Annotated in this window: 13 protein-coding genes; 12 read left to right on the forward strand and 1 reads right to left on the reverse strand. The window is 39.7% G+C overall.

Going from position 1 to position 13,334, the window contains the following annotated elements:
• The first annotated feature begins 610 nt into the window (after nucleotides 1-610).
• From QM481_RS24575 to QM481_RS24620, 10 genes are all read left to right on the forward strand, one after another.
• Nucleotides 611-1,609, forward strand: coding sequence for a hypothetical protein (locus QM481_RS24575; protein WP_283383756.1), 999 nt, complete (start codon nucleotides 611-613; stop codon nucleotides 1,607-1,609).
• On the forward strand, nucleotides 1,606-2,463 hold the full coding sequence (locus QM481_RS24580; protein ID WP_283383757.1) for a cytidylyltransferase domain-containing protein: 858 nt from the start codon (nucleotides 1,606-1,608) through the stop codon (nucleotides 2,461-2,463). Before QM481_RS24575 ends, QM481_RS24580 begins: the two co-directional genes overlap by 4 nt.
• 164 nt (nucleotides 2,464-2,627) lie before the next feature.
• Nucleotides 2,628-3,485, forward strand: coding sequence for a transketolase (locus QM481_RS24585; protein WP_283383758.1), 858 nt, complete (start codon nucleotides 2,628-2,630; stop codon nucleotides 3,483-3,485).
• 108 nt (nucleotides 3,486-3,593) lie between these two features.
• Nucleotides 3,594-4,532 carry a transketolase family protein gene (locus QM481_RS24590; RefSeq protein ID WP_283383759.1) on the forward strand — a complete coding sequence of 313 codons (939 nt, stop codon included), beginning with the start codon at nucleotides 3,594-3,596 and terminating at the stop codon, nucleotides 4,530-4,532.
• 157 nt (nucleotides 4,533-4,689) lie between these two features.
• Nucleotides 4,690-6,033 carry an aminotransferase class III-fold pyridoxal phosphate-dependent enzyme gene (locus QM481_RS24595; RefSeq protein WP_283383760.1) on the forward strand — a complete coding sequence of 448 codons (1,344 nt, stop codon included), beginning with the start codon at nucleotides 4,690-4,692 and terminating at the stop codon, nucleotides 6,031-6,033.
• 2 nt (nucleotides 6,034-6,035) lie between these two features.
• The gene (locus tag QM481_RS24600; protein WP_283383761.1) at nucleotides 6,036-6,875 is read left to right on the forward strand and encodes an SDR family oxidoreductase; all 840 of its coding nucleotides are present in this window, start codon (nucleotides 6,036-6,038) and stop codon (nucleotides 6,873-6,875) included.
• A 193-nt stretch (nucleotides 6,876-7,068) separates the two neighbouring features.
• On the forward strand, nucleotides 7,069-7,581 hold the full coding sequence (locus tag QM481_RS24605; RefSeq protein WP_283383762.1) for a KdsC family phosphatase: 513 nt from the start codon (nucleotides 7,069-7,071) through the stop codon (nucleotides 7,579-7,581).
• 191 nt (nucleotides 7,582-7,772) lie between these two features.
• Complete coding sequence (locus QM481_RS24610; RefSeq protein ID WP_166551676.1) at nucleotides 7,773-8,678, forward strand: N-acetylneuraminate synthase family protein; 906 nt, start codon at nucleotides 7,773-7,775, stop codon at nucleotides 8,676-8,678.
• 122 nt (nucleotides 8,679-8,800) lie between these two features.
• Complete coding sequence (locus QM481_RS24615) at nucleotides 8,801-9,664, forward strand: sterol desaturase family protein (RefSeq protein ID WP_283383763.1); 864 nt, start codon at nucleotides 8,801-8,803, stop codon at nucleotides 9,662-9,664.
• Between the two features lie 116 nt (nucleotides 9,665-9,780).
• Entirely contained in the window at nucleotides 9,781-10,149 is a 369-nt protein-coding gene (locus tag QM481_RS24620; RefSeq protein ID WP_283383764.1) for a DMT family transporter, read from the forward strand.
• Nucleotides 10,150-10,370: 221 nt separating this feature from the next.
• Here the strand turns inward: QM481_RS24620 and QM481_RS24625 are convergent, their stop codons facing one another.
• A complete protein-coding gene (locus QM481_RS24625; protein WP_283383765.1) occupies nucleotides 10,371-11,288 on the reverse strand; it encodes a metallophosphoesterase family protein in 918 nt (305 codons plus the stop codon).
• Nucleotides 11,289-11,680: 392 nt separating this feature from the next.
• On the opposite strand from QM481_RS24625, the gene QM481_RS24630 reads away from it, so the two are divergent.
• On the forward strand, nucleotides 11,681-13,084 hold the full coding sequence (locus tag QM481_RS24630) for a GH1 family beta-glucosidase (protein ID WP_283383766.1): 1,404 nt from the start codon (nucleotides 11,681-11,683) through the stop codon (nucleotides 13,082-13,084).
• Nucleotides 13,085-13,146: 62 nt separating this feature from the next.
• A partial coding sequence (locus tag QM481_RS24635; RefSeq protein WP_510186022.1) for a transposase occupies nucleotides 13,147-13,334 on the forward strand: 188 nt, incomplete at its 3' end.

Raw genomic sequence — 13,334 nt, forward strand, 5'->3', positions numbered from 1 at the left:
TAAGAATCTTAGCAATTTCGGTTGGACTAAATTTGCTGCTTTTCATAATACTTACCTAAAGTTAAAAAATATCACACTTTTTAAACTTTTAATCCGTACTATTTTTGGGGAAGCTTACACTTACGACTAGGGTAAATCTCCTTTTTGTAGGTCAAAAACTTATTAGCTTGCCCCCAACTCTTAAAGGATAACAAAGTGAAGAATACAAAAAATGCTTTTTTCATAGGCGTTTACCAACAGGGTTTTATCGATAAGACAAGTTATAAAAAACAATATCATTCAGCCAAATTTACTAGTTCAAGACTTAGTCTTGGACTCATTTTTTAAACAGTTTAAAACTGTATTTACAAAATTCAGCTGAATAAAACTTTTCGTTTTGCCCAGCAATAACCTATGGTTTGTTTTTGGGTTGCACTTCCTTTATTATCAAATTGTTAACTCAATAATTCGTAATGCGTACATAATATTTGGGTAACAATAAATCCCTACTTTTACAGAACAAAAATGCTCAATATTGCTAGTATTTCTGAACTCCTTAAGTTTACATTAGCGAATGCATATACCAAAGAAAATACTGTTTATCACAGGGTCGATTAACCAAACCTCGCAGATGCACCAAATCGCTCAGCAATTGTCTGAGTATGATTGTTGGTTTAGTCAGATTTTTGCAGACTCGCCATTGGTGAACTGGGTGATCGATAACACTACTTGGGCCGACCGTACTGTATTAGCAGGGCAATTTCGTCGTAATTCTGAGACCTATTGCGCCGAGCACGGTTTACAAATGGACTACAAAGCCCAAAAGAACCGTTATGATTTGGTGGTTTACTGTTCGGATTTGATAATCCCTGACAGAATGCTTCAAACCAAAACTTTGTGGGTACAAGAAGGCATGATAGACGAATGCACCACTATTAGTAAATGGGTCAAAAAGTTACATCTTCCTCCTTATTTGGCTATTGGAACATCGCTGAACGGTACTTCCAATATTTGCGATGTGTATTGCGCTGCATCGGAAGGCTACAAAGGATATTTTTCAAAAATGGGAACCCAAGCTCACAAAATTATGGTCACAGGTATGCCTAATTTTGATAACTGTGAAAAGTTTGTGGATAATACCCTCGATATGAAAAACTATGTGTTGGTAACAACTTCGGATATTCGTGAGTGTTACCGACCAGACGATAGAATAGGCTTTATCAAACGTTGTGTTGAAATCGCCAACGGGCGACCATTGGTATTCAAATTGCATCCTAACGAGATTTTTGAAAGAGCCATTGCCGAAATCAAAGAAAACACACCCGAAGGTACTTTCATCTATACCAATGGCAATGTTAATCACATGATTGCTAATTGTGATGAATTGATTACGCAATATTCGACGCTTGTATATGTGGGTATAGCCTTGGGGAAAAAAGTACATTCATATTTTGATGTCGAAGAGTTAAATCGCTTAGCCCCTATTCAAAACGGAGGTACTTCGGCGCAAAATATAGCTCGTGTTTGCCGTGATTTTTTGGAATTTAATGGTAAAAAAGAAGAATTTACCAAACAGTACCAATACCACGCAACACCCATTATTAAACCTAGTCTTTGCGAAATCGCATGAGTCAAGCGCCAGTTATCACCATCGTCGTACAAGCTCGCATGAGTTCGAGCCGATTGCCAGGTAAAGTAATGCTTCCTATCTTGGAAGAGCCCCTACTTTACCGCATGATAGAGCGTCTTCGAATGGTAAAGCGTATATCACATATCGTTATTGCAACTTCTGACCATACTCAAGACGATGTCATTGAGCGTTTTTGTAAAAAATATCAAATCGATTGCTACCGTGGAAGCCTTAATGACTTACTCGACAGGCATTGGCAAGTAGGGCATCTGACAGAAGCAGATGTAGTTCTCAAAATACCATCAGATTGTCCACTTATCGATCCTCGTATTGTGGATAAAGTGTTAGATGTGTATTTGTCCAATCCAGAGCAATATGATTATATAAGTAACTTACATCCTGCTACTTATCCCGATGGTAATGATGTAGAAATTATGAGTTTTAAAGCCCTAACCAAAGCTTGGGAGGAGGCTGTTCGCCCTTTGGAACTAGAGCATACAACACCCTATTTCTGGGAAAATCCAGAGCAATTTAAGCTGGGAAATGTACTTTGGGAAACAGGTTTAGATTATTCGATGTCACACAGATTTACCATAGATTATCATGAAGACTACCAATTTATTAAGCGGATTTTTGAAGAGTTATATCCTCTCAAGCCTGAATTCTCTTTGGAAGATATTTTAACATTATTGACTCAAAAGCCTGAAATTATGGCCATTAATGCGCAATGGGCTGGGGTCAATTGGTATAGAAATCATTTAGATGAGCTAAAAACCATCGACGCTTCCATGACGGTTCAGGTAGAAGCTAAAAGTATTGTGACTTCCCAAGAAGGAACTAATACAAATGTTTAATAGAAAAACTATTAAAAAAATAGAGTACTCTTTTATTGGCTTATTTGGTGTAAGCCACAAAGCATTGCGTTTCTAAGAATAGATAATTCTTTAAAAATATAAAAGAGGGATTAGATTGAAAAGTTACACATTTACTCAATCGCAATTCACTCAATAAACTCCCCATGAACGAAGTAAAATTAAAGAAATTGGAGCAAACAGCTTTGCGGGTACGTGAGCATATCATCAAGCTTTCGACCGATGGAGGCTGTTTTGTGGGTGCATCGCTTTCAGCAACAGATTTAATCGTCTACCTCTATACTGAATTCCTCAATTTAAACCCTACTAACTTGGATGACCCCGACAGAGACTATTTGTTTTTGTCGAAAGGGCACGATGTGCCAGCCCTTTATGGTACGTTGGTCGAAATGGGTGTTTTAGAAGCAGAGAGACTGCAAAATCACTTATCTACCAACGACCACATCTATTGGCATCCCAACACTCAAATACCTGGTATTGAGTTTCATTCGGGTTCATTGGGTCATTTACCTGCTGTGTCTATAGGCGTAGCAATGGACTTGAAAATTAGTGGTTCGCAAAACCGTGTGGTCTGTATCTTGGGCGATGGCGAACTCAATGAAGGTTCAGTTTGGGAGGCGGTTATGGTTGCACACGCACACAAATTGGACAATCTTATTTTTGTGGTGGATCGCAACAATTTCCAAGCCAATATGGCAACAGAAGATCTCATTCCACTAGAGCCATTAGTAGATAAATTTGAAGCTTTTGGATGGGAAGTATGTCGCATTGATGGTCATAATTTCTTGGATTTGGAAGAAGCATTTGCGGATTTGCCCTACAAAAAACATAAACCAAGTGTGATTATCGCCGATACAATTCGTGGAAAAGGCTTACCAAGTATCGAGGCTCGTGCCGACCGTTGGTTTTGTAATTTTTCATCTACCGAAATCGAACAACTTTTGCAAGAACTCCACGGCGAACACACGACTACCTTAGTTTCAGAAACCTTGGTGGTAAGGTAGAAGGAAGGTATATCCCGTAGAGACGTTGCACCGCAACGTCTTATTGAGTGGCTGAGTTTTCTGTTATTAATTCACAACTCGCTCATTCACAATTAACTAATTGAATTTATGTACGAAGAACTACTAAAAAATATAGCCATCGACGACGAGCGTATCGTAGTCATGACAGCCGAAAACCGTGCTTTGATTCGTAATTTACCTTCAGTTCTAGGTAAAAGATTTATCGATACAGGAATTACCGAACAATGTATGGTAGGGGCCGCCGCAGGGCTGGCATTGCGTGGAAGAGTGCCTGTATTACACGCATTGGCTTCTTTTCTTTCAATGCGTGCATTTGAGTTTGTGCGCACCGATGCAGGAATCCCCAATTTACCAATCAAGTTGAGCGCCTTTATCCCAGGTTTTTTATCAGACGGAAATGGTCCCACACACCAAGCAGTGGAAGACGTCTCTCTGATGCGTGGAATTCCTAATATGCAAGTTTTTGCACCTGCCAATGAGCAAGATTTGGCTATTATGTTACCCGAAATCCTTGCCTCTAAACATCCAGCTTATATTCGTATTTGTCACCGTCCTACCTCTTTTCAACATCAAAAACACTTTGAAATTGGCAAAGCTGAAGTTATTGCTGAAGGTACAGATATTACCTTGCTGACTTACGGTTTTATGCTTGAGCAAACGCTGATTGCTGCCGAAATTCTTAGAGCAGAAGGCAAGTCTGTGGGGATCGTCAATCTTCGTAGTCTCAAACCTATTGACGAGGCTTATCTTGTAGATTTAACACAAAAAACAGATTTGTTAGTAACCATTGAAGACCATTTTGTTACAGGAGGTTTGTACTCAATTGTTGCAGAAATTTTCTTGAAAAATCAGATACAAGTACCTGTTTTACCCATTGCACTATTTGAAAAATGGTTTAAACCAGCACGCTTGCAAGAGGTGCTAGAATACGAAGGATTTACAGGAAAACAAATTGCAGAACGTATTTTGGGTTATCATACTGAAGCTATTCAGCCACATATCGTAGCCTCTGAATTTGCTGAATAATCCCCATCCGTAGAGACTTTGCACACAAGGTCTTAAGCCGTAAGCTGTAGGCATTAGGCAAAAGGTTGTGCTTGCCTAATACGTAAAGCCTAAAGCCGAGCACTTAATTTTAACATAAAACACATCGCATTTCGAGAATCATAATTTATTCAATGCCATGCCCAACGGAGTAAAATTCAACGACCATTATCCTAATATTACCATCTCGGATATTTTATATGAACGTGCTTTGGCAGTTCAAAAGCCTATTACCCAAACCCTAGCGAAAGGTCCAGGACAATTTACCAAAGGTATTGCACCAAAGTATTTGGTAAAAGGAAAAGGCTCACACGTTTGGGATGTCGATGGCAACGAGTATATCGACTACAATGCTGCGATAGGTCCAGTATCTTTGGGTTATTGCTATCCAGCAGTCGATGAGGCCATCCAAAGCCAATTAGCGGATGGTATTTCTTTTTCTTTGACTCATCCCTTAGAGGTTGAGCTTTCAGAACTGATTCAAGATGTTATTCCAAATGCAGAAGCAGTCAAAATCTCCAAAATGGGAGCAGATGTCTGTTCGGCAGCGATTCGTGTATCTCGTGCTTTTACAGGTCGTGAAAAAATCTTCTGCTGTGGCTATCACGGTTGGCATGATTGGTATATCGGCATTACAAGTCGCAATGCAGGTGTGCCCGAAAGTACTCAAAATATGACTTATACTTTCGAATATAACGACATCGAAAGTATTCGTGCAGCTTTAGACGAAGACGTAGCCGCAGTGATTTTAGAGCCATTTATTTTTGAATCACCTAAAAATAACTTCCTTCAAGAATTAGCCGAAGCTTGTCGTGACAATGGCACTTTGTTGATTTTTGATGAAATGTGGACAGGCTTCCGTATTGCCTTAGGTGGTGCGCAAGAATATTTCCAAGTAAAACCAGACTTAGCGGTTTATTCAAAAGCTTGTGCTAATGGAATGCCAATTGCCTTGTTGACGGGTCGTGCAGATGTGATGGAGCTTTTCAATAAAGAAGTATTCAGTTATACTACTTTTGGTGGCGAAACCTTGTCATTGGCAGCTTGTATTGCAACCATTCGTGAATTACAGGAAAAAAATGTCCCAGCTTATTTAGCCGAAAAAGGCGCGATTTTACAACAAGGATATAACCAGATTGCAGAAGAGTTTGGCTTATCAGCATTTACCAAATGTATTGGCTATCCATGTCGCTCTATGGTAACATTTAGTCCAGAAGCTGGCAATGGCTTAGAGCTAAAAACGCTCATGCAACAAGAAATGATTAAGCGTGGTATTCTATGGGCAGGTTTTCATAACATGTGCTACAGCCATACCGACGAAGATATTGCTTACACCTTGTCTGCTTATCGTGATGTGATGCCAATCATGAAAAAAGCCATTCTCGAAAAAGATGCGATGCCATTGATTCGTGGAGAAGTATTGGAAGCTGTTTTTAGAAAAACCTCAAACTACAATATCAAACCTGCTTTGCAGAAAGCCTAACAATGAATCAGCTTATCTCGAATCCTTCTCTGGCTGTGCCTCAATTGTTCTCATTGGCAGGTAAAACAGCTATTGTTACAGGTGCTACAGGATTGATTGGACAAAAAGACTGCGAAGCACTCGCTGCCGCAGGCGCCAACGTGGTAGTAGCCGATGTACTAGAATTACAAGCCAAAGGTTTGGCTAATCAATTAGGAGAAAAACATATCGGTCTAAAACTCGATGTAACAAACCCTAATAGTTTAGAAAAAGCCAAAGCGACTATTCTCGAAAAATATGGCTCAATCGACGTGTTAGTCAACAATGCGGCTATCAACGATATGTTCGAAAACCCATTGATGGCAAAAGAATTGTCAGCCTTCGAAAACTATCCTTTGGAGTCTTTTCGAAAATCACTTGAAGTAAATGTCCTTGGGGTCTTTTTATGCTCGCAGATATTTGGTTCAGTAATGGCCGAGGCGGGTGCTGGTAGTATTATCAATATCGCTTCTACCTACGGTATGGTTGGTCCTGATCAACAAATTTACCGTGACGAAAATGGGGAACAGAGTTTTTTCAAATCTCCTTCGTATCCAACCACCAAGGGGGCTGTACTCAACTTCACTCGCTTTTTGGCAGCCTACTGGGGACACAAAGGCGTGCGTGTGAATACGCTATCGCCAGGAGGTGTTGAAAACGGTCAGAACGAATTTTTTATCAAAAACTACATAAATAAAACTCCACTCGGTCGTATGGCGCAACCCAACGATTATCAAGGTGCATTAGTATTTCTTGCTTCTGATGCTTCGGCTTACATGACAGGCGCCAACCTAGTGGTCGATGGCGGGTGGACAAGCATTTAACCTAACTGTGTGTAAAGGATGTTATAAATTGTCCATTTCGGATATCGGATGTGGGATTGCGGAAGTATAAAGCATTATGAAAAATAAAAACGAAGTTTTTTCAATATTTCCGAAATCAGCAATCCCAAATCAGCAAAAGCCATAGCGTTTCTGACTACACTCATTATTCTTTGGTTCAACCACAAATTACTCAATGGAAAAATTACAACATATAAAATTGCTCCTTACCGACTGTGACGGCGTTTTGACCGATGCAGGGGTGTATTATGGAGAAAACGGAGAAGTATTGAAAAAATTCAATATCCGTGATGGGATGGGTGTCGAACGTTTACGCAACAGACAAATTGCAACGGGCATTATCACTGGCGAGCTTTCTCCCTCTGTACGCAAACGTGCCGAAAAACTCAAGATTACCGAATTGCACATGGGTATTAAAGATAAGCTGGCGGTACTCCAACAAATATTGGTGAATCGTAATATCCTGCCCGAACAAATTGCCTATATCGGCGACGATGTCAATGATTTAGAAATCATGAAGCACGTAGGCTTTACGGCTTGTCCTGCCGACGCCCTTAAGCAAGTTCGTAGTCAAGTAGATTATATCTGCGAAGCTAAAGGTGGCGAAGGATGCTTCCGCGAACTAGCTGAGCTTATTTTAGAAGCACAGGCTCCAGAAGTGATAACTGAAATTTTATTAGAGGCTTAATAGTGGCAAAGGTTCAAAGGCACAAAGTGGCAAAGTGATTTACAATAAAGTGAAATAGGCACAGAGTAGCAAAGGCACAAAGTGAATTAGAAGAGGATGATTAATTGATAATACATACCCCTCTGTGCCTGTTCCCTTTGTGCCTTGACCCGTCTCCTTTGTGCCTTCAAAAAAACTAACAATAACAACGCATGAAATCAATTGAACTTAACACAGGAAAAGTAATTGGCGAAGGTGCGCCATGTTACATCATTGCAGAAATTGGTATCAATCACAATGGCTCGATTGATATTGCTAAAAAACTCATCGACGAGGCAGTCAATGCTAGAGTAGATGCGGTGAAATTTCAAAAAAGAACTCCAGAAGTATGTGTGCCTCGCGACCAATGGGAAATCATGCGTGATACACCGTGGGGACGTATGTCATATATCGACTACAAACGCAAGACTGAATTTGGTGCAGTAGAGTTTTCGATTATCGATCAGTATTGCAAAGAGCGTGGAATGGATTGGTTTGTATCGGCTTGGGATGTAGAATCTGTAGATTTTATGGAGCAGTTCGAAACGCCTTTGTACAAATTGGCTTCAGCATCGTTGACAGACTTTGAATTGATTGAGCGTATTTTGAAAACAGGTCGCCCGTTGATGATTTCAACAGGAATGTCGACCCAAAATGAAATCGTAGAAACAGTTCGTTTTATCCTTGATTTTGACCCTGAATATCCTTTGTCGATTGCTCACGCTACATCTGCTTATCCTTGTAAGCCAGAAGAGCTGAATTTGAATATGATTCATACCCTAAAAACGATGTTCCCTAATCATCCTATTGGGTATTCTGGACATGAAACTGGCTTGGCTACTACTGTGGCAGCGGTAGCAATGGGGGCTACTTTCGTGGAAAGACACTTTACGCTTGACCGTGCTATGTGGGGTTCTGACCATGCGGCGTCGGTTGAACCACAAGGTTTGTCTCGCCTAGTAAAAGATATCCGCGACGTAGAAACAGCAAGTGGTGATGGTGTCAAAAAAGTATATGATTCTGAAGTAGGTCAGATGAAAAAATTAAGAAAGCATATTTCTGCTGAGTATAATAAATAGCTGTCGGCTTTCAGCTTTCGGGCGAAAAACCGACAGGAGAAAGCTGATTGTCCATGGCTCAAAAAAGACCTATAGATTCAACTCTATAGGTCTTTGTGCTAAAAAACGGAACCCTTATTCAAATGACAACGGTTGAAATCACTACTTCCATTTTGGTAGTTTGGATTGTGCTTATCATTTTATTCGAAAGACTTTTTCCATATCGCAAAGGACTCCCATTTTTCAGGGAGGGCTTTTGGGTTGATTTAGTGTGGTATACTCTTATTCAAAGCTATTTTCTCAAAATTCTTATTTTTCAAGGCATTATCGAGCCGATTCATCAGGCTTATCCTTGGTCTTCTTGGGTGTCGGTGAGTCATTGGCCTTTGGCATTACAGGTGCTTTTTTTTCTGGTAACACATGATTTTTATATCTATTGGTTTCATCGTTTTCAACACGCCAACGCCTTCTTTTGGCGGACACATGAGGCGCATCATTCGGGTAAAAATGTAGACTTTCTGAGTGGTTCACGCTCTCATATTGTCGAGATTATTATCAATCAAAGTATTGAGTTTTTACCGATTATTTTGCTAGGGGCATCGCCAGAAGTATTACCTATAAAAGCCTTATTAGATGCCATGTTTGGGATGTTTATTCATAGCAATATCGATATCAAATTAGGTAAGTGGAAATACCTTTTCAATTCGCCTGAATTACATCTTTGGCATCATGCCAATTATCAAGAGGTATTTCATGCCAATTTCTCTACCAAATTTGCTGTATGGGATTATCTCTTTAAAACAGTATATGACCCCAACCATAAGCCAGGGAATGCCCCTGAAAACTGGGGACTATATTATGATTTCCCGAAAGATTATTTCTTGCAACATGCTTTTTCAGTCAAAAGGTTTGAAGAAAAAAAGCTCTTGAAATATCCGTTATTCAGAAAGTATTATTTCTTCAGAATCAATCTTTGGAACTGGTTTTTGGAGAAAATAAAAAGATGATAATAGCTGTAAGGCATGTGTATTCGCTTGGCATAAGACGCAAAACATTGCGTCTCTACCGAGCAAGGTTTTTAAACAATCACTCAATCACAACCCACTCAATCACTCAATAATTCATGCAATGGATTTACTTATTAATTGCCGCGGTATTTGAAGCTGCTTGGGCATTTTCTTTAAAATATCTTGATTTTCAGAAAATCAAAACGATTCAATGGGATGCCATTTTCTCGATGAACACTTGGGTACTTATTTCGCCTTTGCTGGGGTATATCTTTTTTGGCATTGGGAATATTTACTTTTTTGCTTTGGCCCTCAAAATGCTTCCTACAGCCGTGGCTATGGCCGTTTGGACAGCCCTTGCCTTGGTTTTTATCAAACTAGCAGATGTTTTTATTTTACATGAAAAATGGGTTTGGCAAGAAATCGGATGGATAGCCCTAATTGCTATTGGAATTGTTGGTCTCAAAACATCGGGAAAGGCTTAAACAAAAAACGGTAAGACAAAGCCTTACCGTTTATAAACGAGAACCACTTATTTCATAACTAGCTACCAAAAAAATATTCTCAGTGCATGACGTAATAGATGAGCGAACCTAATGCAATTGGAAATATGAGAACTTAGAATGAGGTAAGACCTAAAAGGGCTTTTATGATATTAATGTTAAACACTTTGCCTAATGCCTACAACTTATGGCCTAAAGCATACTTAATAACTCATATAGGTATTGGTAAACGAACCGTCATCATAAAGGTCGACTACGGCATAACCTGCTTCGGTGTGTTGGTATTTGCCAAACCACCATCTGCCCGATACAGCGCCATTACAGCAGTATGAAACGCCGTTGTAGTCAACTCTGTCGGTTAGGTGAATATGTCCTGAAACGGCCAATTTTACATTTTTATGGTCGTCAAAAAGATTCGAAATACGTTTGGCATCGGTATGCATCCAACTGCCAGGTACTTCCCATTTGCCGTTATTGCTATTGTCACCATCAAAAAATACACAAGCCGCCAAAATCGGAATATGCGAAATCACCATTACGGGCTTGTCGTCGGGAGTGGCTTTTAGGGTTGACTTTAGCCAATCATATTGTTCGTCGTCGAGGTGTGCAGTGTACCAAGAGCCGTCTTTTTTGCGCTGAACGCTATCAAGCATGACAAAACGCCATTGGTCGGTATCATACGAGTAATAGCGTTTGTGCATCGACATTTCGTCCATAGCCCATTTTTTACCATCCTCGAAGGTTTTGAAACTATCACCTTCGCAACAGATGTCGTGATTGCCCACACAACTGATGATGGGTAAATTATTTTCACTTTTAAGTACTTCATTAAAAAGCTTCCACTGTTTGTCTGCATTGTGTGGTGTGCGTTTATGAGCATCCATCACACAGTCACCAGAGTTGATAATAAGGTCTGGTTTGACATCCAAAGACTGAATATGGTGTAAGCAACGTTCAAAGCCTTTTGCTGCTCCAATCAAAGGTTGGATATGCACATCGGTAATATGAGCTACACGAAGCACACGTTTGGGCGTGGTAGGTTTTTGAGCATTTGCGAGTGCAGGAAGCGATAAACCTCCTGCGGTAAGAGCCAATTGTCGAAGTAAATCTCTTCTTTGCATAATATGCGTTTGCTTGGTTAGAAATAGCTAACAAGTAGTGCTTGGCTACCACCTCTACCTCCTCAGAAGCACAGTGCAAAATTGTGATTTTAGTATAACTTGATGATTTGTAATAAGTTAAGAATTTGTAAAAAGAGGAGGCTCAATATGAATTTCTTGTCAAATTTTGGAGACATCGAGAGAACTTAAATGCAATCAAAAAAGATTTAACATAAACAATTCATAAAGTTTTTTTACTTTTGTCGCCCTTTAAAGAAATACAAAGGCGTTAATTATCAGGAAGTTGGAGTGGAAAAAATAAGTTCCGAGTAAAATTAAGACCATAACATTACACTCAAAATTCACAACTCGTAATTCAGCATTAATGCTTACAGTCAAAAAATAATAAAATTATGAACCATCAACAGTTGCGTAAGGAAGATTTTGGAAATGATTTCGTGTGGGGCATCGCAATGTCGGCCTTTCAAAATGAAGGAGCATGGACTGAAGGAAATAAAAGTGAATCTATTTGGGATAGATTTAGCCATAAAAAGAATAAAATTTTAGATAAAACGAATGCCGATGTAACTACCGATTTTTATCATCGTTATCGTGAGGATATCCGTCTTACCAAGGAGCTAGGATTTGAAGTATTTCGCTTTTCGTTTGCTTGGGCAAGGATTCTCCCCAATGGTATTGGTACGGTCAATCGTGAAGGTATTGATTTCTATCATAAAGTGATAGATACTTGTTTGGAATTTGGTTTGGAGCCTTGGCCAACCATTTACCATTGGGATTTACCACAGATTTTGGAGGATATGGGTGGCTGGACCAACCGCCACATCGTAGATTGGTTTGTAGAATACTGTGAGGTATTGACCGAAGAATTTGGCTCAAAGGTGAAACATTGGATGGTACTCAATGAGCCAGCAGGTTTTACTGGGCTAGGCTATATGACGGGCTATCACGCACCTGGACGCATGGGTATGAGTAATTTTTTACCAGCAGTCCACCATACAGCGCTATGTCAAGCTGAAGGGGCAAGAGTAATTCGCAGAAATGTGCTAGATGCAGTGATTGGTACTACTTTTTCGTGCTCGCATATCGAACCGCATACGCATCGCTATGCCGACTTGAAGGCCGCTAGAAAAGTTGATGCTTTGCTCAATCGTTTGTTTTTAGAACCAGCCTTGGGGCTAGGATACCCTATCGAAGATTTACCATTTCTGAAAACCATGATGAAAAAGTATGTCTTTGAAGGAGATATGGAGCGTTTGGTATTTGATTTTGATTTTATTGGTATCCAAAACTATTTTAAGTTGGTAATGGAAGGTGCTTGGTGGATGCCCTATATCAATGCTATGGAAGTAAAACCTCATAAGCGTGGGGTGCATCATACAACAGATTTGGGCTGGGAGGTGTCACCAGATGGAATGTATGAAATTATCAAGAAATTTGCTTCGTATCCTCAAATCAAGCAGTTGATTATTACCGAAAATGGTGCTGCTTTTAAAGATACCCTTCGCCACGGTGAAATACATGACCCCGAGCGAACAGCTTTTTATCAAACGTATTTACAGAGTATTTTGAAAGCAAAGCAAGAAGGCATCAATTTGGGAGGATATTTGGCGTGGACATTAACCGATAATTTCGAATGGAGAGAAGGTTATCAACCCAAGTTTGGCTTAGTATATGTAGATTTCGAAACCCAAGAAAGAATTGTAAAAAGCTCTGGAAAATGGTTTAAGGAGTTTTTGACAGCTGCCAATGAGAATAAGCAAGCTGATATATTAGTTTCGGAAAAGGTTACTTGTTAAGTGATGAGTTGTGAATTAGGACTTGTCCTTGCCTAAAATAGGTTGCCCTCAAAAATCAACTAATGATGGCAACTTCAAAATCTAAAACTGGAAAAAGTACAAAATACGAGATTCGTCAAAGTCGTATTTTCAGTGAGTCGTTCAAACGAGAAAAAGTCGAAGATATTCTCAACAAAAGGATTAGTATTATCGAATTTTGTAAATTGTGGGATGTAAGTAGCACAAGCGTTTATCGCTGGATTTACCAGTA

The sequence above is a fragment of the Flectobacillus rivi genome (assembly GCF_030056655.1).
Taxonomy (GTDB): Bacteria; Bacteroidota; Bacteroidia; order Cytophagales; family Spirosomataceae; genus Flectobacillus; species Flectobacillus rivi.

Excerpts from the sequence above, each read along its gene's own strand:
- QM481_RS24575 (WP_283383756.1), top strand. The coding sequence starts at position 611 with ATGCACCAAATCGCTCAGCAATTGTCTGAGTATGATTGTTGGTTTAGT.
- QM481_RS24580 (WP_283383757.1), top strand. The coding sequence starts at position 1,606 with ATGAGTCAAGCGCCAGTTATCACCATCGTCGTACAAGCTCGCATGAGT.
- QM481_RS24585 (WP_283383758.1), top strand. The coding sequence starts at position 2,628 with ATGAACGAAGTAAAATTAAAGAAATTGGAGCAAACAGCTTTGCGGGTA.
- QM481_RS24590 (WP_283383759.1), top strand. The coding sequence starts at position 3,594 with ATGTACGAAGAACTACTAAAAAATATAGCCATCGACGACGAGCGTATC.
- QM481_RS24595 (WP_283383760.1), top strand. The coding sequence starts at position 4,690 with ATGCCCAACGGAGTAAAATTCAACGACCATTATCCTAATATTACCATC.
- QM481_RS24600 (WP_283383761.1), top strand. The coding sequence starts at position 6,036 with ATGAATCAGCTTATCTCGAATCCTTCTCTGGCTGTGCCTCAATTGTTC.
- QM481_RS24605 (WP_283383762.1), top strand. The coding sequence starts at position 7,069 with ATGGAAAAATTACAACATATAAAATTGCTCCTTACCGACTGTGACGGC.
- QM481_RS24610 (WP_166551676.1), top strand. The coding sequence starts at position 7,773 with ATGAAATCAATTGAACTTAACACAGGAAAAGTAATTGGCGAAGGTGCG.
- QM481_RS24615 (WP_283383763.1), top strand. The coding sequence starts at position 8,801 with ATGACAACGGTTGAAATCACTACTTCCATTTTGGTAGTTTGGATTGTG.
- QM481_RS24620 (WP_283383764.1), top strand. The coding sequence starts at position 9,781 with ATGCAATGGATTTACTTATTAATTGCCGCGGTATTTGAAGCTGCTTGG.
- QM481_RS24625 (WP_283383765.1), bottom strand. The coding sequence starts at position 11,288 with ATGCAAAGAAGAGATTTACTTCGACAATTGGCTCTTACCGCAGGAGGT.
- QM481_RS24630 (WP_283383766.1), top strand. The coding sequence starts at position 11,681 with ATGAACCATCAACAGTTGCGTAAGGAAGATTTTGGAAATGATTTCGTG.